The organism is Pseudomonas sp. REB1044 (assembly GCF_038813925.1).
GTDB classification, from domain to species: Bacteria; Pseudomonadota; Gammaproteobacteria; order Pseudomonadales; family Pseudomonadaceae; genus Aquipseudomonas; species Aquipseudomonas boreofloridensis.
The window spans coordinates 3,853,539-3,873,132 of record NZ_CP046139.1; the positions used below are offsets into that span (position 1 = coordinate 3,853,539).

General features: G+C 65.1%; 14 protein-coding genes. 6 read left to right on the plus strand and 8 right to left on the minus strand.

Annotated features, from left to right (window positions below; all coding sequences use genetic code 11):
• Positions 1-39: 39 nt before the first annotated feature.
• Positions 40-1,167: a GNAT family N-acetyltransferase gene (locus tag GKC70_RS17560; RefSeq protein ID WP_342649422.1), complete on the minus strand. Its 1,128-nt coding sequence runs from the start codon at positions 1,165-1,167 to the stop codon at positions 40-42.
• A gap of 264 nt (positions 1,168-1,431) precedes the next feature.
• Between GKC70_RS17560 and GKC70_RS17565 the strand changes: the two genes are divergently transcribed.
• On the plus strand, positions 1,432-2,676 hold the full coding sequence (locus tag GKC70_RS17565; protein WP_342649423.1) for a putative porin: 1,245 nt from the start codon (positions 1,432-1,434) through the stop codon (positions 2,674-2,676).
• 106 nt (positions 2,677-2,782) lie between these two features.
• On the opposite strand, the gene GKC70_RS17570 is transcribed toward GKC70_RS17565, so the two are convergent.
• From GKC70_RS17570 to GKC70_RS17580, 3 genes are all read right to left on the minus strand, one after another.
• Positions 2,783-3,904, minus strand: a complete 1,122-nt coding sequence (locus tag GKC70_RS17570) for a beta-ketoacyl-ACP synthase III (protein ID WP_039576146.1) — start codon at positions 3,902-3,904, stop codon at positions 2,783-2,785.
• Positions 3,905-4,069: 165 nt separating this feature from the next.
• Positions 4,070-7,975: an ATP-dependent RNA helicase HrpA gene (gene hrpA / locus GKC70_RS17575; RefSeq protein WP_342649424.1), complete on the minus strand. Its 3,906-nt coding sequence runs from the start codon at positions 7,973-7,975 to the stop codon at positions 4,070-4,072.
• Positions 7,976-8,112: 137 nt separating this feature from the next.
• Positions 8,113-8,361, minus strand: a complete 249-nt coding sequence (locus tag GKC70_RS17580) for a hypothetical protein (RefSeq protein WP_295484889.1) — start codon at positions 8,359-8,361, stop codon at positions 8,113-8,115.
• A 485-nt stretch (positions 8,362-8,846) separates the two neighbouring features.
• Between GKC70_RS17580 and GKC70_RS17585 the strand changes: the two genes are divergently transcribed.
• Both GKC70_RS17585 and GKC70_RS17590 read left to right on the plus strand, forming a co-directional pair.
• A complete protein-coding gene (locus GKC70_RS17585; protein WP_342649425.1) occupies positions 8,847-10,211 on the plus strand; it encodes a glutamine synthetase family protein in 1,365 nt (454 codons plus the stop codon).
• A gap of 25 nt (positions 10,212-10,236) precedes the next feature.
• Complete coding sequence (locus GKC70_RS17590) at positions 10,237-11,544, plus strand: FAD-binding oxidoreductase (protein WP_342649426.1); 1,308 nt, start codon at positions 10,237-10,239, stop codon at positions 11,542-11,544.
• Between the two features lie 67 nt (positions 11,545-11,611).
• Here GKC70_RS17590 and fadD1 read toward each other — a convergent pair whose 3' ends face one another.
• Both fadD1 and fadD2 read right to left on the minus strand, forming a co-directional pair.
• Positions 11,612-13,309 carry a long-chain-fatty-acid--CoA ligase FadD1 gene (fadD1, locus tag GKC70_RS17595; RefSeq protein WP_342649427.1) on the minus strand — a complete coding sequence of 566 codons (1,698 nt, stop codon included), beginning with the start codon at positions 13,307-13,309 and terminating at the stop codon, positions 11,612-11,614.
• A gap of 283 nt (positions 13,310-13,592) precedes the next feature.
• Positions 13,593-15,281 carry a long-chain-fatty-acid--CoA ligase FadD2 gene (gene fadD2 / locus GKC70_RS17600; protein ID WP_342649428.1) on the minus strand — a complete coding sequence of 563 codons (1,689 nt, stop codon included), beginning with the start codon at positions 15,279-15,281 and terminating at the stop codon, positions 13,593-13,595.
• A gap of 200 nt (positions 15,282-15,481) precedes the next feature.
• Between fadD2 and GKC70_RS17605 the strand changes: the two genes are divergently transcribed.
• On the plus strand, positions 15,482-16,426 hold the full coding sequence (locus tag GKC70_RS17605) for an alpha/beta hydrolase (RefSeq protein WP_342649429.1): 945 nt from the start codon (positions 15,482-15,484) through the stop codon (positions 16,424-16,426).
• A 32-nt stretch (positions 16,427-16,458) separates the two neighbouring features.
• Positions 16,459-16,929: a MaoC family dehydratase gene (locus tag GKC70_RS17610; protein WP_317872023.1), complete on the plus strand. Its 471-nt coding sequence runs from the start codon at positions 16,459-16,461 to the stop codon at positions 16,927-16,929.
• Positions 16,930-16,933: 4 nt separating this feature from the next.
• On the opposite strand, the gene GKC70_RS17615 is transcribed toward GKC70_RS17610, so the two are convergent.
• On the minus strand, positions 16,934-17,887 hold the full coding sequence (locus GKC70_RS17615) for a threonine dehydratase (RefSeq protein ID WP_342649430.1): 954 nt from the start codon (positions 17,885-17,887) through the stop codon (positions 16,934-16,936).
• 74 nt (positions 17,888-17,961) lie between these two features.
• Between GKC70_RS17615 and GKC70_RS17620 the strand changes: the two genes are divergently transcribed.
• On the plus strand, positions 17,962-19,329 hold the full coding sequence (locus tag GKC70_RS17620; protein ID WP_342649431.1) for a PLP-dependent aminotransferase family protein: 1,368 nt from the start codon (positions 17,962-17,964) through the stop codon (positions 19,327-19,329).
• A gap of 5 nt (positions 19,330-19,334) precedes the next feature.
• Here the strand turns inward: GKC70_RS17620 and GKC70_RS17625 are convergent, their stop codons facing one another.
• Positions 19,335-19,589 (minus strand): DUF2790 domain-containing protein, encoded by a 255-nt coding sequence (locus GKC70_RS17625; protein WP_342649432.1) that lies wholly within the window; start codon positions 19,587-19,589, stop codon positions 19,335-19,337.
• Positions 19,590-19,594: the final 5 nt, after the last annotated feature.

Consider the following 19,594-nt stretch of genomic DNA (forward strand, 5'->3'; position numbering starts at 1 on the left):
AGCGGGCTTGCCCCGCGATAGGGCCGGCACAATCCCCACTCAACCCCGCCGATACGGCAGCATCTCGCGTGCCTGCTCGGCATACGCCCTCACCCCGTCTCGTTCCTGGGCCAGGAACTCATCCACCGCTCGGCGCAGGCCGGGGTGACGCAGGTAATGCCAGGAGCGTGTCAGTACCGGCTCGAAGCCTCGGATCAGCTTGTGTTCGCCCTGGGCGCCGGCGTCGAAACGTTGCAGACCGTGGGCGATGGCGTAGTCCATGCCTTGATAGAAACAGGTTTCGAAGTGCAGCCGGTCGAACTCATCCAGGCAGCCCCAGTAGCGACCATACAGGCTGTCGCCGCCCACCAGACTCAAGGCCATGGCCACGTCGCGCCCGTTCTGCCGGGCGATCACCACCCGCAGCGCCTCGGGCATGCGCTCGGCCAGCAGGCTGAAGAATTCACGGGTCAGGTAGGGTGCGCGGCGGCGCACCGCGTAGGTGTTGGCGTAGCAGCGATAGACGAAGTCCCAGCGCACCGGGTCCAGTGCATCGCCGCGCAGCCAGTGGAAGTCGATGCCCTGCCCGGCCACCTGCTCGCGCTCCTTGCGCATCTGCTTGCGCTTGCGCGAGGCCAGGGTGTCGAGGAAGTCCTGGAAATCGCGGTAGCCCCGGTTGCGCCAATGGAACTGGCAACCCAGGCGCTCCATCCACCCTGGCTGCCCCATCATCTGCTGGTCCAGTGCGCTGTCGGTGAAATTGATATGCGCCCCGGACAGTTCGCCCTTCACCAAGTACTCGGGCAAGGCCTGCAACAGCAGCGAAGCATCGGCCGGCTCGGCACTGAGCAAACGCGGCCCACTCACCGGGCTGAACGGCACCGCGCCGAGCAGCTTGGGGTAATAGGCGATGCCGGCGCGCTCGCAGGCCTCTGCCCAGCCATGATCGAACACGTACTCACCGAACGAATGCCATTTGCGGTACGCCGGCAGCACGGCGCGCACCTGACCGTCGCGCTCCAGCACCAGGTGCTCGGCGGCCCAGCCGGTCTGCGGGCTGACGCTGCCGCTGTCTTCGAGGGCGCTGAGAAACGCATGGCGCAGAAAGGGCTGGCCGGCAGGCACCAGCGCGTCCCACTGCGGCGCCGCAAGGTCGCGCAGGTGGGCAAGACTGTAGAGGCTGGTCACGACGTCGACTCCCTGGACACAAGCGGCCAGTATCGCCAAAGACGTCGACTCGCTCAAATTGTGACGATTTCGCTTATAGCCAAAGGTTAGCTGACTTAACCGCAGCGCCATCAAAAAGACATTATTCTGTCATCCGCCCCCGCAATACTTGCGCCTGTTTTCGGAAAGCCAAGAACCTGTCTAGCCAGGCACTTTCCGTCGACATGCCAACTCGGGGCGAGGCGTACACGGGCCTCCCCACACCTTTTCAACAGGGAGAACCTTATGCGTCTTGTTTCTACACTTACCGGAGTTAGCCTCACCGGCATGATGCTGGCACTGAGCGCCCCGGCCAGTGCTGCAGTCGACGCCAAGCTGCTCGAAATGCTCCGCGCCAATGGCTCGATCAACCAGGCGCAGTACAGCGAACTGCAGGCCGACCTGGCAAAAGAAACCAAGGAAAAGGTCGACCAGAAAGCCCAGGCCGATCGCCTGAGCTCCTTCGAACAGAAAGTCGCCTGGGCCGCCAAGACCCAGATCAAGGGCGATGTGCGCCTGCGCTACGAAGACGTCAACGTCGACAACCCACGCAGCGGCAGTGGCAACCAGGACCGTGAACGCGTTCGCGCCCGTGTCGGTTTCTACAGCGAGATCAACCCGCAGGTCGACGCTGGCGTGCGTATCGCCACCGGCAGCAGCGCCGACGGCCGCTCCACCAACCAGAGCCTGGACAACTACTTCGAGAAGAAATCCCTGTGGGTCGACCTGGCCTACCTCGACTGGCACCCCACCGCCATCCCCAACCTGCACCTGATCGGCGGCAAAATGCAGCAGCCGTGGGTGAGCATGGGCGACATCATCTGGGACAGCGACCTGAACCCCGAAGGCGTGGCCGTCACCTACAAGACCGATCTGGGCGGCACCGAACTGTTCGGCAGCGCCGGTCACTACATGCTCAAGGACAACGTCGACGGCGACGGCGTGCAGTTCAAGCACGACGCTCAGCTGTACCACGGTCAGTTGGGTGCTCGCTTCGCGCCAGCCGATACCCTCAAGCTCACCGTCGGCGGCAGCGTCTACGGCTATGACAACGACAAGGAATCGGCGGCCCTGCGCCAGTTCGGCAACACCACCAACGAGTTCAACCTGGTCGAAGGCTTCGGTCAGATCGACTTCACCGGCTTCGCCATCCCGTTGGCCGCCTACGGTCAGTTCGTCAAGAACACCGAAAGTACCGACGGCGAAGACAAAGGTTGGTTGGCCGGTCTGAAGACCAAGGTCGGTGCCTGGAGCATGGACTACAACTACCGCGACGTGCAGCGTAACGCCGTGGTCAGCGCCTTCACCGATTCGGACTTCGGCAACGGCTTCACCGGTGCCCGCGGTCACAAGTTCAAGGTCGGCTACGAGATCGACAAGAACTTCGCCGTCGGCGCAGCCTATCTGATGGCCAAGACCGACCGTTCGCAACTGCCGAACACCGATGCAGACGTCGATACCCTGCAGGTCGACCTGGAAGCCAAGTTCTAACCGAACGCTCCCCTGCGTAGCTCAGCGGGAAGTGCCGAACCCCATCCGGCGCTTTCCGCTTTTTTTCGTCTGCTGCACAGGCGGGCGGCGATCAACGCCGCCGCGATCAACGCTTGCGCAGAATCACGCTGCCGATCGAATAGCCCGCGCCGAACGAGCTCAGCACCGCCACCGAACCCGGCGCCAGGTCATCCTGATACAGGTGGAAGGCGATCACCGAACCGGCCGAACTGGTGTTGGCATAGCGGTCGAGGATCACCGGCGCTTCCTGCTCGCTCACTTCGCGCCCCAGCAGCTTCTTGACGATCAGGTGGTTCATGCTGAGGTTGGCCTGGTGCAGCCAGAAGCGCTTGACGTCGGCAGGCTGTAGTTGATTGTCGGCCAGGTGCTTGCCGATCAGCTCGGCGACCATCGGGCAGACTTCCTTGAACACCTTGCGGCCTTCCTGCACGAACAGTTTGTCCGTGCTGCCCTCGCCCTCTTCAGCCGCGCGGTTGAGGAAACCGAAGTTGTTGCGGATGTTGTTGGAGAAGGTGGTCAGCAGCTTGGTGCTGACGACGTCGAACTGGTGCGCCGAGGTGGCCTGGTCGGCCCGCTCGAGCAGCACCGCAGTGGCCGCGTCGCCGAAGATGAAGTGGCTGTCGCGATCACGGAAATTCAAATGCCCGGTGCAGATCTCTGGGTTGACCACCAGGATCGCCCGGGCCTGGCCGAGTTGAATGGCGTTGGCGGCGTTCTGGATGCCGAAGGTGGCCGAGGAACAGGCCACGTTCATGTCGAAGCCGAAGCCCTGGATACCCAGCGCCTGCTGCACTTCGATGGCGATGGCCGGGTAGGCGCGCTGCAGGTTGGAGCAGGCGACGATCACCCCATCGACATCGGCGGCGCTGCGCCCGGCACGTTCCAGCGCCTGGCGGGCGGCGGCCACGGCCATTTCGCAGAGAATCGACGGCTCGTCGTTGGCGCGCTCCGGCAGGCGTGGCTTCATGCGCTGCGGGTCGAGGATGCCGGCCTTGTCCATGACGAAGCGGCTCTTGATGCCCGAGGCTTTCTCGATGAACGCCGCGTCGGACAGCGGCGCGGCCTCCAGTTCGCCACGCTCGATGGCTTCGGCGTTGTCATAGTTGAACTGTTGCGACCAGGTGTTGAAAGACTCCACCAGTTCTTCGTTGGAAATGCTCTGGGCCGGGGTAAACAGGCCGGTGCCGCTGATCACGACGTTGTGCACGGTCGTTCCTCTGGTCTGTGGCACGTCAGTGCCAATTCGTAGTCGGATGGACAGCTTGCAGCAGGATCGCGACCGAACCCGCCGCCCGCAGGCGCGGGTTCAACCGCGACGAGGCCCGCATCGCCGGACCAAAATTGCGCCAAGTGTGCCACAAATCGGCGCAGTTTAACCCTCCACCAGCGCCCATTGCTTGCCCAGACGTTTGTCTGAAATCGCCACCTTGGTCCCCAGTTGCTGGGCGAACAGCGACACCCGGTACTCCTCCAGCAGCCAGCGATAGAGCGTGAGTTCCGGATCGCGCTTGCCCTCCTGGGCGTGCTTGTCGGCACGGGCTTTGTACTGGGTCCACAGGGTGCCCAGCTCGCCGCTCCACACCCGGTCCTTCTGCACCTGCGCCCCCAGCTTCTCCAGCCGCAGTTCGACGGCCTTGAGGTAGCGCGGCAGCTCCTTGAACCACTGCGTCGGGGTTTCGCGCACGAAGCCTGGGTAGACCAGGTTGGCTAACTGCTGCTTGATGTCGTTCAAGGCCACGGCCTGGCTCAGGTCGATCTTGCCCTTGAAGCGCTTCTGCAGCCCGTGCCAGAGCTTGAGCACCTCCAGCGTCTGGCGCGCCAGGCGCTCGGCATGTTCGGTCCAGTCACCGCGCTTGCGCTCGGCCAGCGAAGCGAGCGCGGCGCCGTCTCGCGGCAACGTGGTTTCGCCTTCCAGCACGCAACTGTCGAGGCTGGCCAGCAGGATATCTTCGACCAGCGCGTCGATGCGGCCCAGCTCGCGGTACAGCAGCCCCAGTTCGGTCAGCCCCGGCAGCTTGCCGCGCAGGAACTTGGCGGGCTCGGCCAATTGCTGCAGCAACAGGCGCTGCAGGGCACGGCGGTGCTGGAATTGGGCTTCGGCCTGGGTCGAGAAGCGCCCCTCGCGCACACGCCCCGCGTCTTCAACCAAGGCCGGGTACACGGTCAGCGACAGGCCGGCGATCTTCTGCTGGGCGGTCTGCGCCACTTCGGAGAAGGCCTTGGCCTGCACCGGCTGCTCGGTCTTTTCAGTGCGTGGCAGGGCAAGCGCCGCTTGGCTGGCGGCGGCGAAGCGGGCGGTGAGCTCGGCCAGGTCGCGGCCCTCGCCGAGAAACTTGCCCTGGCCATCGACCACTTCGACATTCATGCGCAGGTGCCCTTCGACCTGCCCGGCCGCTTCTGCCCAGGCTTCGTCGGACACGCGGGCGCCGGTCATGCGCAACAGCTCGTGACCCAGCGCCTGGGGCAGCGCACCCTGGCCGAAGCTCAGTCGCGCCAGCGCGGCCTTGACGAAGTCCGGCACCGGCACGAAGTTCTTGCGCAACGCCTTGGGCAGGTTACGCACCAACGCCACGCACTTGGCCTCCAGCAGCCCCGGCACCAGCCACTCCAGGCGCTCGCCCGGCAAGGTCGGCAGCAACGGCGCCGGCACCCGCACGGTGACCCCGTCGCGCGGGTGATTGGGTTCGAAGTGGTAACTCAGCGGCAGGCGCAGATCGCCCACCTGCAGGTGATCCGGGTACTGCGCGGCGGTGACTTCACTGGCGTCGCGGGCCAGCACGTCTTCCTCGCGCATGATCAGCAGGTCGGCGTCCTTCTGGCTGTTCATCCGGTACCAACTGTCGAAGGTCGCGCTCTGGTGGATCTCCTGTGGCAGGCGCGCCTCGTAGAAGGCGTAGAGGGTTTCCTCGTCGGCCAGGATGTCGCGTCGGCGCGCCTTGGCTTCCAGTTCGTCGAGTTGTTCGAGCAGGCGCTTGTTGGCCGCCAGGCACTTGGCCCTGGACTGGATTTCGCCGCCCACCAACCCTTCGCGGATGAACAGCTCGCGTGAGGTCGCCGGATCGATCGGCCCGAAATGCACCGGGCGACGGCCGACGATGATCAGCCCGTACAGGGTGATCTGCTCGTAGGCCACCACCTGGCCACGCTTCTTCTCCCAGTGCGGCTCGAAGTGGTTCTTCTTGATCAGGTGGCCGGCCAGCGGTTCGATCCAGTCCGGCTCGATCTTGGCCACCATGCGCGCGTACAGCTTAGTGGTCTCGACCAATTCCGCCGCCATCAGCCATTGCGGGCGCTTGCGGCCGATGCCGGAGGACGGATGGACCCAGAAGCGGCGCTGACGCGCGCCCTGGTAGTCGCCCTCTTCGGCCTTGTGGCCGATCTGGCTGAGCAGGCCGCTGAGGATCGCCTTGTGCAGGCGCGGGTAGTCGCACGGCTCCTTGTTCACCGTCAGTTGCAAGTCGCGGCAGATCAGCGACAACTGCCGGTGGGCATCGCGCCACTCGCGCAGGCGCAGGTAGTTGAGGAACTGCTTGCGGCACCAGTTGCGCAGCGGATTGGCGGTGAGCGCCTGGCGCTGCTCCTCAAAGCCGCGCCACAGGTTGACCAGCGCAGCGAAGTCCGAATCGACGTCCTTCCACTGGGCATGGGCCTGGTCGGCGGCCTGCTGGCGCTCCGGCGGACGTTCGCGCGGGTCTTGCACCGACAGCGCACTGGCGACGATCAGCACTTCCTGCAAGCTGCCCTGGCGGGCGCCTTCGAGCAGCATGCGGCCCAGGCGTGGGTCGATCGGCAGGCGCGCGAGCTGGCGACCCAGCGGAGTCAACTGGTTCTCGCGGTTGACCGCGGACAGCTCCTGCAACAGGTTGAATCCGTCGCTGATGGCCTTGCCATCCGGCGGTTCGATGAACGGGAAGGCGTCGATGGCGCCCAGGCGCAGGTGCAGCATCTGCAGGATCACCGCCGCCAGGTTGGTGCGCAGGATCTCGGGATCGGTGAACGCCGGGCGGCCGTTGAAATCCTCTTCGCTGTACAGGCGGATGCAGATCCCCGGCTCGACCCGTCCGCAGCGCCCTTTACGCTGGTTGGCGCTGGCTTGCGACACGGCCTCGATGGGCAGACGCTGGACTTTGGCGCGGTAGCTGTAGCGGCTGATACGGGCGGTGCCGCTGTCGATCACGTAGCGGATGCCGGGCACCGTCAGCGAGGTTTCGGCGACGTTGGTGGCCAGCACCACGCGTCGGCCGCTGTGGGACTGGAAGATCTTCTGCTGTTCGGCCGGGGTGAGCCGCGCGTACAGCGGCAGGATCTCGGTATGGCGCAACTGCGCCTTGCGCAGGATCTCGGCGGCGTCGCGAATCTCGCGCTCGCCGGGCAGGAACACCAGCACATCGCCTGGGCCCTTGCCCTGGCTGCGCTCGTGCGCGGCAATTTCGTCCAGCGTGGCGAGGATCGCCTGATCGACGCTGAGGTCGTCCTCGACCACGTTGCCTTCCTCGTCCTGCTCGCTGGTCAGTGGGCGATACCAGGTATCCACCGGATAGGTGCGCCCGGACACCTCGATGATCGGCGCGCCGTCGAAGTGCTGGGAGAAGCGCTCCAGGTCGATGGTCGCCGAGGTGATGATCAGCTTGAGGTCGGGACGGCGCGGCAGCAGGGTCTTGAGGTAGCCGAGCAGGAAGTCGATGTTCAGGCTGCGCTCGTGGGCTTCGTCGACGATGATCGTGTCGTAGCGTTCGAGGAAGCGGTCGTGCTGGGTTTCGGCCAGCAGGATACCGTCGGTCATCAGCTTGACCAGGGTGTTGGCATCGCTTTGGTCTTCGAAGCGCACCTGGTAGCCGACCAGCGCCCCCAAGGGCGTGCCCAGTTCCTCCGCCACCCGCGTGGCGACGCTGCGCGCGGCAATTCGCCGTGGCTGGGTGTGGGCGATCAGGCCATGGCTGCCACGGCCCAGCTCCAGGCAGATCTTCGGCAACTGGGTGGTCTTGCCCGAGCCGGTCTCGCCGGCGATCACCAGCACCTGGTGTTCGGCCAGGGCTTTCTTGATCTCGTCGCGCTTGGCGGCGATAGGCAGGTTGTCGTCGTAGCGGATGCTCGGCACGCTCTGCTGGCGCGCGGTGACCTGGGCGCAGGAGGCCTGGACCTTCTGCGCCCACTGCGCCAGCTTGGCCTCGTCGGGGCGCTTGCGCAGCTCGTGCAATTGCCGCCGCAGGCGGTGGCGGTCGGCGAGCATGGCGTGGTCGAGGGTGTGCAGCAGTGTGTCGATGGCGTGGTCAGTCATGGGGCTTCTGGGTGATGCAGGTGGCCCTGCTTTCTCATGATCGGCATTCGGAAGGTGGGCGATTGTCGCAGATTTGCCGGGGCTTTGCTGGATTGGGTGGCTGAGCCGGGGCTGTTGCAGCGCTGCGGGCTTGGACGTCAGGGGCGACGACGCTCGAACACCGCCGAACGCTCGAACAGCAGTCGCGTGCCGATCAGGGTGAAGAAAATGGTCCAGTCCAGACCGTCCAGCCACAGGATTTCGCGCTCGCCCAACTGCGTGCAACTGGTGATGCTGGCCACCATGAACAGCAGACACACCGCATCGCGCAGGCGCGCCGATCGGCACAGCCAGTCCAGCACGCAGCCGGCGACCAGGATGAAGGCCAGGGTGGAAAGGGTGGACATGGAAGCTCCTGCATTGACGATGTCGGCGTCGCGGCGTGCATCGGGAGTGAAACCTTCACCCGATCATGCGACGCGGCCTACCCGACAAATCCGAACAGGGCAGCGCAAAGACTTCCCTATTGGTAGGACAGATTCCGAATGTTTAGTGATAACAGGAGTGAACGTCGCCACTCACCGCTTTAATCACCCTTCCAGCGCATGTGAGTATCCAACCCATGACCCCCGAGCCGATCACCCCGCCCCCGCCTTCACGTCCTTCGCTAGCGAAGGCCAGGGCGCGTGCCGGTGAGAATCCGCTGGTGCACGTCATCCTGGCCTTCTGGGCGCTGTGGCACTGCCGCCATGCACGCCCGCCGGACACCTCGCTCGCCTTTCCCTGACGCCCACCGCAGCCCTGTGGCTGCCTGACTTCGTCCGACGCACCGCGCCTGTTTCGCGGTGGTCCCGTGCGCACCCTTACCCAGGGCGCGCGAGCGAGCGCTTACATGCATTTTGCCGATCCCAATCACGCCCGCCAGTTTCTGGCGAGCAACCCCGATATCGAGTTGTTCGAGCTGTTCATCCTCGACGCCAACGGTGTACCACGCGGCAAGCTGCTGCACCGCGACGAGCTGTTGGCGGTGTATGAACAGGGCCGACCGTTGCCCAGCACCATCCTCGGCCTGACTATCCAGGGTGACGACGTGGAAAACTCCGGCCTGGTGTGGGACGTCGGCGACATCGACTGCCGCGCCTACCCACTTGAAGGCAGCCTGGTACGTCTGCCCTGGCGCAGGGTGCCCACTGCCGCCGTGCAGGTCAGCATGCATCCCAGCGAAGGCCTGCCGGCCAGTGTCGCCGACCCCCGGCATGTGCTGCTGCACACCCTCCAGGCCCTGAAAGCCGACGGCTACCACCCGGTGATGGCCTGCGAGCTGGAGTTCTACCTGCTCGATCAGCAGCGCGATGCCCAGGGCCAACCGCAGCCGGCATTGGACCGCGATGGCGGCCGACCGCGTGCCACTCAAGTGTATGGCTTGCGCGAACTGGAGCAGATCGAGCCCTTCCTCGCCGACCTCTACGCCGCCTGCAAGGCCCAGGGGATACCGGCGCGCACGGCGATTTCCGAGTATGCCCCCGGGCAAGTAGAAATTACCCTGGAGCATGGCGATGCGCTGACGGCGATGGACCAGGCCGTGCGCTACAAGCGCCTGGTCAAAGGCGTGGCCCACGCCCATGGCATGCAGGCGTGCTTCATGGCCAAACCCTTCGCCCACCTCGCCGGCACCGGCATGCACATGCACCTGAGCCTGGCCGATGCGGCCGGTCGCAACCTGTTCGCCAGCGACGATGCGGCCGGTACGCCGCTGCTGCGCCAGGCGGTGGCCGGGATGCTGCGTCACCTGCGCGAATCGCTGCTGCTGTTCTGCCCCACCGCCAACGCCTACCGGCGCTTCCAGGCCAACAGCTATGCACCGCTGGCGCCGACCTGGGGCGTCGACAACCGCACCGTGAGCCTGCGCGTGCCGGGCGGACCGGCGGCCAGTCGGCATATCGAGCATCGCGTCTGTGGCGCCGATGCCAATCCCTACCTGGCCGCCGCTGCGATGCTCGCCGCCAGCCACGCCGGCATCCGCCAGCAGCTCGATCCGGGCGCACCCGTGCAGGGCAACGGCTACGCCCAGGCCCAGGAACACCTGCCCACCGACTGGCTGACCGCTCTTGAAGCCCTGGAGGGCTCGCAGTGGGCACGCGACGCCTTGGGCGACGCTTTTCTCGGCGTGTACCTGAAGGTCAAGCGCGCCGAATACCGCCAGTTCATGGCCGAAGTGGGCGAACAGGACTGGCGTTGGTATTTGCACCAGGCCTGATACCCCGAACGACAAGGAATTTCTCATGCATGCAGCAGTGAACGGCGCCCCGGCGCAACGTGCCCTCTCCTACTACAGCGCCACGCTCAACGACCCCGTCGAGTACCCTCGCCTCGAGGGCACGGTCGAGGTCGATGTGGCGATCATCGGCGGCGGTTTCACCGGCGTCGCCACAGCGCTGGAGCTGGCCGAGCGCGGCCTGAAAGTGGCTATCGTCGAAACCCACCGCATCGGCTGGGGCGCCAGCGGGCGCAATGGCGGTCAGGTCACCGGCAGCCTGTCGGGCGACGAGGCGATGCGTACGCAGATGCGCCGGCGCCTAGGCGCCGAAGTGGACGACTTCATCTGGCAACTGCGTTGGCGCGGGCATCAGATCATCGAGCAACGCGTGGCACGCTACGGCATTCAGTGCGACCTCAAGCACGGCCACCTGCACGCGGCCATGAAGCCCTCGCACCTGGATGAACTGCGCGCCTTCGAAGCCGAGGCCCAGCGCCGCGGCATGGGCGATCAGGTGCAGTTGCTCGACCGTCGCGGCGTCTCCCAGCACCTGCAGAGCCCGCTGTACCTGGGCGCGCTGAAGAACAACTGCAACCTGCACCTGCACCCGCTCAACCTGTGCCTGGGCGAGGCCCGTGCCGCCGGCCAACTGGGCGCGTTGATCTTCGAGCAGTCCGAGGTGCTGGAGATCGTCCACGGTGCGCGTCCGGCGGTGATCACGGCCCACGGGCGCATCGACGCGCGCCAGGTGCTGCTGGCCGGCGACGTCTATCACAAGCTCGAGCAGCGTCAGCTCAAGGGCAAGATTTTCCCGGCCATGGGCGGGATCGTCACCACCGCTGCGCTGGGCGAGCTGGCCGAGCAGATCAATCCCCACGACCTGGCGGTGTACGACTGCCGCTTCGTCCTCGACTACTACCGCCTGACGGCCGACAAGCGCCTGCTGTTCGGCGGCGGCGCCCACTATTCCGGACGCGATTCACGGGACATCGAGGCCGAGCTGCGGCCATGCATCGAGCGCACCTTTCCCGCGCTCAAAGGCGTGCCGATCGAGTTCAAGTGGAGTTGCGCGATGGGGATCGTGGTCAACCGAATTCCGCAGTTGGGCAAGCTGTCGGACAACGTCTGGTATTGCCAGGGCTACTCCGGGCACGGCATCGCCACCAGCCACATCATGGGCGAAATCATGGCCGAAGCGTTGACCGGCACCCTGGAGCGCTTCGACACCTTCGCCCAATGCCGGCACATCAAGGTGCCGATGGGCGACCTGCTGGGCAACCCGTTGTTGTCGGTCGGGATGTGGTACTACCAGATGCTGGAAAAACTGCGCTGACCTGCGGGCACCCGCCCCTGCGGTAGGCGCGGGCTTGCGCCGCCTCTACTGCAGGGGTTGCCAGGGCTCAGGCGGTCTTTTTCAGGCCCAGCTTCTTCAGCTCTTCATCGCGCAGTTCGCGGCGCAGGATCTTGCCGACGTTGGTGGTCGGCAACGCATCGCGGAACTCGATGGCCTTGGGCACCTTGTAACCGGTGACGTTGGCACGCATGTGGGTCATCACCTGCTCCTTGGTGAGGGTCACGCCGGGCTTGGCGACGATGAACATCTTGATCACCTCGCCCGACTTCTCGTCCGGTACACCGATGGCTGCGCACTGCAACACGCCGGGCAGCGTGACCAGCACATCTTCCAGCTCGTTGGGGTACACGTTGAAACCCGAGACCAGGATCATGTCCTTCTTGCGGTCGACGATACGCATGTAACCATCCGGCTGGATCACCGCGATGTCACCGGTCTTCAGCCAGCCGTCGCCGTCGAGGATCTCGGCGGTGGCGTCTTCGCGCTGCCAATAGCCCTTCATCACCTGCGGCCCCTTGATGCACAACTCGCCGATCTCGCCCAACGGCAATTCCTGGCCGTTGTCGTCGATGACCTTGCACAGGGTGGACGGCACCGGAATACCAATGGTGCCCACCTGGTTGGCTTCCGACGGGTTGACCGCCGCCACCGGGCTGGTCTCGGTCATGCCGTAGCCTTCGCAGATGGCGCAGCCGGTGACCGCCTTCCAGCGCTCGGCCACGCTCAATTGCAGGGCCATGCCGCCGGACAGGGTGACCTTCAGAGCGGAGAAATCCAGGCTGCGGAAGGTGTCGTTGTTGCAGAGCGCGACGAACAAGGTGTTGAGCCCGACGAAGCCGCTGAACTTCCACTTGCTCAGTTCCTTGACCATGGCGGGCAGGTCACGCGGGTTGCTGATCAGCACGTTGTGGTTGCCGATCAGCATCATCGCCATGCAATGGAAGGTGAAGGCGTAGATGTGGTAAAGCGGCAGCGGCGTGATGATGATTTCCGAGCCTTCCTGCAGGTTCGAGCCCATCAGTGCGCGGCACTGCAGCATGTTGGCGACCAGGTTACGGTGGGTCAGCATCGCCCCCTTGGCCACGCCCGTGGTGCCGCCGGTGTATTGCAGCACGGCCACGTCGTTGGCCTCGGGGCTGGCTTCGGTCACCGGCTGGCCCTTGCCCTTGGCCAAGGCCTCGTTGAAGCGCACCGCCTGCGGCAGGTGGTAGGCCGGCACCATCTTCTTCACGTACTTGATGACGCTGTTGATCAGCACGCGCTTGAGCGGCGGCAGCAAGTCGGCCACCTCGGTGACGATCACGTGCTTGACCTGGGTCTTGGGCAGCACCTTCTCGACCAGGTGGGCCATGTTCGCCAGGCACACCACCGCCTTGGCCCCGGAGTCGGTGAACTGGTGTTCCAATTCGCGGGCGGTGTACAGCGGGTTGGTGTTGACCACGACCAGACCGGCGCGCATGGCGCCGAATACCGCGACGGGGTATTGCAGGACGTTGGGCAGTTGCACGGCGATACGATCGCCGGGCTTGAGATCGGTGTGCTGCTGCAGCCATGCGGCGAAGGCGCCGGACAGGGTGTACAGCTCACCGTAGGTGAGGGTCTTGCCGAGGTTGCTGAACGCCGGCTTGTCGGCAAAGCGCTGGCAGGATTGCTTCAATACGGCCTGAATGTTGGGAAATTCGTCAGGATTGATTTCCGCCGTAATTCCGGCTGGGTACTTATCCTTCCAAAAATGTTCGATCATGGAAGCCCACTCCTTTAGCAACAGCGAATGCTCTACGCGTCGATGCGCTTATTATTGATATGGGATGAGGGCTCAGTGCAAACCGCATCATCCGAAGCGCGCCGAGAGTAGCAGCTTTGCCGGGGGCCGCCTAGGGCCGTGGCGGCCCACACAGTCACAAAAATGACCTTAAGTTAGGTTGTGGTCACATTTTGAATTTCGCCATCCTGCGTCGAACAAGCACTGAACCTCTCCGACTGCGCGGTGGCAGCAGCGACCCATCCCCGCTGCTGCCATCGGCACCTCAGGCAATGTCGCGCAATTCGCGGCGCAGGATCTTGCCCACCGGGGTCATGGGCAGCGAGTCGCGCAGCACGATGTGCTTGGGGACTTTGTAGCCGGTGAGGTTGGCCTTACAGAAGGTTTTCAGTTCCTCGACGCTGACCCCGCCCGCCCGCGGCACCACGAACAACTTCACCGCCTCGCCGGAGCGCTCGTCCGGCACGCCGATCACCGCACAACTGGCCACCTGCGGGTGGCCCATGAGCACATCTTCGACCTCATTGGGGTACACGTTGAAGCCCGAGACGATGATCATGTCCTTCTTGCGGTCGACGATACGGGTGAAGCCTTCGGCATCGATCACCGCGATGTCACCGGTCTTGAACCAGCCCTCGGCATCCAGCGCCTCGGCCGTGGCCTCGGGTTGTTGCCAGTAGCCCTTCATCACCTGCGGTCCCTGGATGCACAGCTCGCCGCGCTCGCCCAGCGGCAGCTCCTGACCCTGGTCATCGATGACCTTGAACGCCGTGCCCACCACCGGAATACCCACAGTACCCAATCGCGCCAACGTGCCGTAGGGATTGGTGCTGGCCACCGGCGAGGTTTCGGTGAGGCCGTACCCTTCGACGATGCGACAGCCCGTGAGCGTTTCCCAGCGCTCGGCCGTGGCCTTGACCAGTGCCGTGCCCCCCGAATTGGTGACCTTCAGCGACGAGAAGTCCAGCGACGCGAAGCCTGGGTGGTCCATCAGCGCGACGAACAACGTGTTGAGCCCCAGCAACGCCGAGAAACGCCACTTGCCCAACTCCTTGATGAAACCAGGAATGTCGCGGGGATTGGTGATTAGCACGTTGTGGTTGCCGGTGGCGGTCATGCACATGCAGTTCGCGGTGAAGGCATAGATGTGATAAAGCGGCAGCGGCGCGATCATCACCTCCTGCCCTTCTTTGATCAACGGCTGGCCGTCAGGGCCATGCTGGGAAAAGCAGGCCAGCACCTGCTGCATGTTGGCCACCAGGTTGCGGTGGGTCAGCATCGCGCCTTTGGCCAGGCCTGTGGTGCCGCCGGTGTACTGCAGCACGGCGACGTCATCGAGCGTGCGCGATACCGGGGTGCGGCGAAGGTCGCGGCCCTGGCGCAGCACCTGCTTGAACGACAGCGCCTGGGGCAGACGATAGGCCGGCACCATCTTCTTCAATTTGTCGACGACGGTGTTGATCAGCCAGCCCTTGGCGGCAGGCAGCAGGTCGCCCATCTTCGCCTCGATCAGGTACTCGATGCCGGTGTCCGGCAGCACGTTCTGCACGCGCTGGCCGAACATGTTCAAGTACACCAGCGCTCGGGCCCCGGAGTCCTTGAACTGGTGACGCATCTCGCGTTCGGTGTACAGCGGGTTGGTATTGACCACGATGAGCCCGGCGCGCATGGCGCCGAACACGGCGATCGGGTACTGCAGTACATTGGGCATCTGCACGGCGATGCGCTCGCCAGGCGCCAGATCGGTATGGTGCTGCAACCAGGCGGCGAAGGCGCCCGAGTGGCGATCCAGGTCGGCATAGGTCAGGGTGACGCCCAGGTTGCTGAACGCCGGGCGCTCGGCGAAGCGCTTGCAGGCGCGCTCGAAAACCTCGACGACCGACGCATAGTCGCCCATGTCGAGGATGGAGGGCACGCCCGCCGGGCGTTTGTCGTTCCAGAAGTCGGCTTGCATTTATTGTTGTTCCTCAGCCTGAACCGTCCATGCCCTGATTGCCCTTGGCAAACAGGCGTTCAGCCGACGTTAGCAGGTAAGCCTGAGCGGACAAACACAGGAAGGGCTGCCATTAACATCGTGAATCTTATTTGTGCCCTCCCTGCAATTCTGGTCATTGTGCATACACTGATCTGAGGCCCGTGAGCAAAGGATCGGTCATGTCTCCCAACGCCTTCTGGCTACCCGCCGGCGAGCGGTGCAGCCTGTATGTCCACCAGTGGTTGCCGCTCACCCCGGTCAAGGCCGTCGTGCTGCTGGTCCACGGCATGGCCGAGCATGGCGGACGCTATGGACGACTGGGCCAAGCGCTGAACCAGGCCGGTTTCGCCCTGTTCGCACCCGACCTGCGCGGTCACGGCCGCACCGCCGCGCCGGCCGATCGGGGCCTGTTCGCCGAGCGCAATGGCTGGAGCACGGTGCTCGATGACCTGGGCTTGCTCAGCCAATACATCGGCCAGCAGTTTCCCGGCACGCCGCTGTTTCTGTTCGGCCACAGCATGGGCAGCTACCTCGCCCAGGCCTATTTGCTGCACCACAGCGCCAGCCTGCAAGGCACCGTGCTCAGCGGCTCGAACAGCCGGCCGGCGGCGCTGTACCGTGCGGCGCGGCTGATCGCCCGCCTGGAAACCTGGCGCCAGGGACCGCGCGGGCGCAGCGGCGTGATCGACTGGCTGTCGTTCGGCGCCTTCAACAAGGCATTCAAGCCCAACCGCACCGCCTTCGACTGGCTCAGCCGCGATGCGCAGGAGGTGGACGCCTACCTCAACGACCCGCTGTGCGGCTTTCGCTGCTGCAACCAGCTATGGCTCGACCTGCTGCAAGGCCTGGTGCAGATCAGCCAGCCCCGCCACCTGGCGCAGATCGACCCGGACCTGCCGCTGCTGGTGATCGGCGGCGAATGTGATCCGGTCAGTGCCGGCGGACGTCTCACCCATCTGGCCGACGCGCTGCGCGCCACCGGTAACCGCCATGTACAATTGCGCGTCTACCCCGATGCCCGGCACGAAGTGCTCAATGAAACCCATCGCGACGAGGTTACCCGCGACATCATCGTCTGGCTGGAACAGGCCCTGGCCCTGAACCGTCCAGCCCGTAGCGAATGAACACCCGCCTCGTCCCTCTCAAGGAAGCCCTGATGACCCAGGTCAGCAACACGCCCTACGAAGCCCTCGAAGTCGGCCAGACGGCCAGTTACGAAAAAGCGGTGGAAGAACGCGACATCCAGTTGTTCGCTGCGATGTCCGGCGATCACAACCCGGTGCACCTGGATGCCGAGTTCGCCGCTAAGAGCATGTTCCGCGAGCGCATCGCCCACGGCATGTTCAGCGGCGCACTGATCAGTGCTGCGGTGGCCTGCACCCTGCCAGGGCCGGGCACCATCTACCTGGGTCAGCAAATGAGCTTCCAGAAGCCGGTGAAGATCGGCGACACCCTGACCGTGCGCCTGGAAATTCTCGAGAAGCTGCCCAAGTTCAAAGTGCGCATCGCCACCAACGTCTACAACCAGAACGACGAACTGGTGGTGGCCGGCGAGGCCGAGATTCTCGCCCCGCGCAAGCAGCAGACCGTCGAACTGGTGTCGCCGCCAAACTTCGTCGCCAGCTGAGGGCTCAGCCTGCTAGGACCTGCGCGTAGCGCGCACGGTCCACATTCGCGCCGCTCAATACCACCGCCACACGCCTGCCGGCCTGGCGTTCGCGCTCCTGCAGCAGCGCCGCCAACGCCGCAGCACCGGCGCCTTCGGCGGTGTTGTGGGTGGTTTCGTGGTACAGGCGCATGGCCTGGGCGATCTCGTCGTCGCTCACCCGCACGATCCGCGCCGCGTGCTCTCGCACCAGGGCGAAGGCCTCGGGGTTGGGCACGCGGCAGGCCATGCCGTCGGCGAAGGTGTTCGCGCTGGCGGTGGTGACGATACGCCCCGATTCGAAGCTGCGCGCATAGGCATCCGCCGCGCTGGAGACCACGCCGACGATCTCGGTGCGCAGCCCCAGCAGGTTCCGCGCCTGGATCAACCCACAGATGCCCGAGCCCATGCCGATCGGCACGTAGACGGTGTCAAGACCGGTCACCGCCTCGAACAGCTCCAGGGCGTAAGTCGCCACGCCGCGTACCAGTTGCGCATGGAACGACGGCACCATCAGATAGCCACGGGCCTGGGCCAGTCGTGCCGCGTGCTCGCGGGCCACGTCGAAATCGACGCCATGCTCGATCAGTTCCGCCCCCAGCGCGCGCATGGCCGCGTTCTTTTCTAGCGAATTGCCTTCAGGCACCACGATCACCAGCGGCAGGCCCGCTTGCCGCGCCGCCAGCGCCATGCTCTGCCCGTGATTGCCGCGGGTCGCGGTCACCAGGCCCGCGGGCACCTCGCCGCTGTCGAGCAGTGAACGCACGTAGACCAGTCCGCCGCGCACCTTGAAGGCGCCGGTGGGGGCATGGTTTTCGTGCTTGACCCATACCTGGCATCCAGTCCGCTCGGCCAGCAGCGGCCAGGCCAACTGAGGCGTCGGCGGCACATGCTGATGAACGAAATCGGCGGCTTCGCGCAAGGCGGTGAGGTCGAACATGGCGGTCATCCTTATCGGTTGCAGTTGCCTCGATCCTGAGTGCCCGGCATTGTATGGGTCAAACCTTATATTGCATGGGCCGCAATTTCGTGTGGACACCTCACCTGGTCTATGATGACCAACCCCGCTACCTGGCGCTGGTCGATGCCATCGCCATGGCCATCGAGCGCGGTGAACTGACAGTCGGCGAGCGCCTTCCCCCGCAGCGGCGCCTGGCGTGGAAGCTGGGGCTCAATCCGAGCACCACGCAGCAGGCCTACCGCGAAGCGGCCGCCCGCCACCTGGTGGCCGGCGAAGTCGGGCGCGGCACCTATGTGCTGGCGGGGAGCAAGGAAGCGACGCTGTTTCGCCTCAAGCAGCACGACCGCCATCCGACACTGATCGACCTGTCGACCAACGTGCCAGTGGCCGACCTGGCCCCACAGGATCTGCAACAGAGTCTGCAATCGTTGCTGCAGGCAGGCGACTTCAACCTGCTGGATCACTACCTGGACCATGATCGACTGCTGCTGGGCCGCCTGCAGGGCGCCCATTGGCTCAGCCTGCGCGGCATCACCGTGGATGCCGACGACCTGCTGCTGTGCGGCGGCGCGCAACAGGCACTGACCTGCGTGTTGCAGTCGCTGTGCCAGCCCGGTGAGCCGGTAATGGTCGAAGCGCTGAGCGCGCCCGGCATCAAGGCGGCCTGTCGACAGCTGCGCCTTCCCGTGCAGGGCGTGGCCCTGGACGGTCAAGGCTTGCGCCCCGAGGCGCTGGAGCGGGTGGCGAGGGCCAGCGGCGCGCGGGTACTGGTGACCACGCCGACGCTGCACAACCCCACCGGAGCGTGCATGGACGATGCCCGTCGCCAGGCCATCGCCGACGTGGTCCGACGCAATGAGCTGTGGGTGATCGAGGACGATATCTACGGTGCGTTCAGCGAACGGCCACCGTTGTATCCACTGCTCGATGGCCGTGGCGTGCTGGTCAGCAGCCTGTCGAAAACCGTGGCCGCCGGGCTGCGGGTGGGCTGGATCGCGGCGTCGCCGGACCTGCTCGAACGCATCGACCCCCACACCCGCGCCACCCACTGGTCGGTATCACCGCTGAATCTGCAGATCGCCTGCCAGTGGATCGGCGAGGGGACGGCAGCACGCCGGTTGGCCCAGCAGCGCGAGGAAGTCGAGCAACGCTGGCGTCTGGCCCGACGGTGGTTGGGCGAGGCCTTGCTCACCCGCGAGGCGCCGTCCCCGCATATCTGGGTGCGCACACCCACCTGCGCCGAAACCTTGGCGGCAGCGTGTCGGCAACGAGGCGTGGAAGTGGTGCCAGCCAGCGTGTTCGCGGTGGGCGGCGAGGCAGTGAAAGCCGTGCGCATCAGCCTGTCGGCTGCCGTCAGCCGCGCGCAGCTCACACAGGGGCTGGAGATCGTGCGCGCACTGCTGGACGACGGCAGTGACTGAGGCACCTAGCCCTGCTGGCAACCCTCGCCCATGGCGCGGTATTGAAGGATGTGCACCTGCCCCTGGTGATCTTCGTAAGTCATGGTCGCGGGTACCACCTCGCAGACATTGGGCAGGGTCGACAGATGAATGACCCGCTTGATATCGAGGTGGGTCGAGTAGTCGTATTGCACCGGGGGTTGGGCCTGGGCCGTCTTGACCTCATCCGCCAGGGCGAACGAAGACATCCCGACCAATGCGAGGATCAGTAATGGTTTCATGATTC

Excerpts from the sequence above, each read along its gene's own strand:
- GKC70_RS17565 (WP_342649423.1), top strand. The coding sequence starts at position 1,432 with ATGCGTCTTGTTTCTACACTTACCGGAGTTAGCCTCACCGGCATGATG.
- hrpA (WP_342649424.1), bottom strand. The coding sequence starts at position 7,975 with ATGACTGACCACGCCATCGACACACTGCTGCACACCCTCGACCACGCC.
- GKC70_RS17580 (WP_295484889.1), bottom strand. The coding sequence starts at position 8,361 with ATGTCCACCCTTTCCACCCTGGCCTTCATCCTGGTCGCCGGCTGCGTG.
- GKC70_RS17585 (WP_342649425.1), top strand. The coding sequence starts at position 8,847 with ATGCATTTTGCCGATCCCAATCACGCCCGCCAGTTTCTGGCGAGCAAC.
- GKC70_RS17590 (WP_342649426.1), top strand. The coding sequence starts at position 10,237 with ATGCATGCAGCAGTGAACGGCGCCCCGGCGCAACGTGCCCTCTCCTAC.
- fadD1 (WP_342649427.1), bottom strand. The coding sequence starts at position 13,309 with ATGATCGAACATTTTTGGAAGGATAAGTACCCAGCCGGAATTACGGCG.
- fadD2 (WP_342649428.1), bottom strand. The coding sequence starts at position 15,281 with ATGCAAGCCGACTTCTGGAACGACAAACGCCCGGCGGGCGTGCCCTCC.
- GKC70_RS17605 (WP_342649429.1), top strand. The coding sequence starts at position 15,482 with ATGTCTCCCAACGCCTTCTGGCTACCCGCCGGCGAGCGGTGCAGCCTG.
- GKC70_RS17610 (WP_317872023.1), top strand. The coding sequence starts at position 16,459 with ATGACCCAGGTCAGCAACACGCCCTACGAAGCCCTCGAAGTCGGCCAG.
- GKC70_RS17615 (WP_342649430.1), bottom strand. The coding sequence starts at position 17,887 with ATGTTCGACCTCACCGCCTTGCGCGAAGCCGCCGATTTCGTTCATCAG.
- GKC70_RS17620 (WP_342649431.1), top strand. The coding sequence starts at position 17,962 with ATGGGCCGCAATTTCGTGTGGACACCTCACCTGGTCTATGATGACCAA.
- GKC70_RS17625 (WP_342649432.1), bottom strand. The coding sequence starts at position 19,589 with ATGAAACCATTACTGATCCTCGCATTGGTCGGGATGTCTTCGTTCGCC.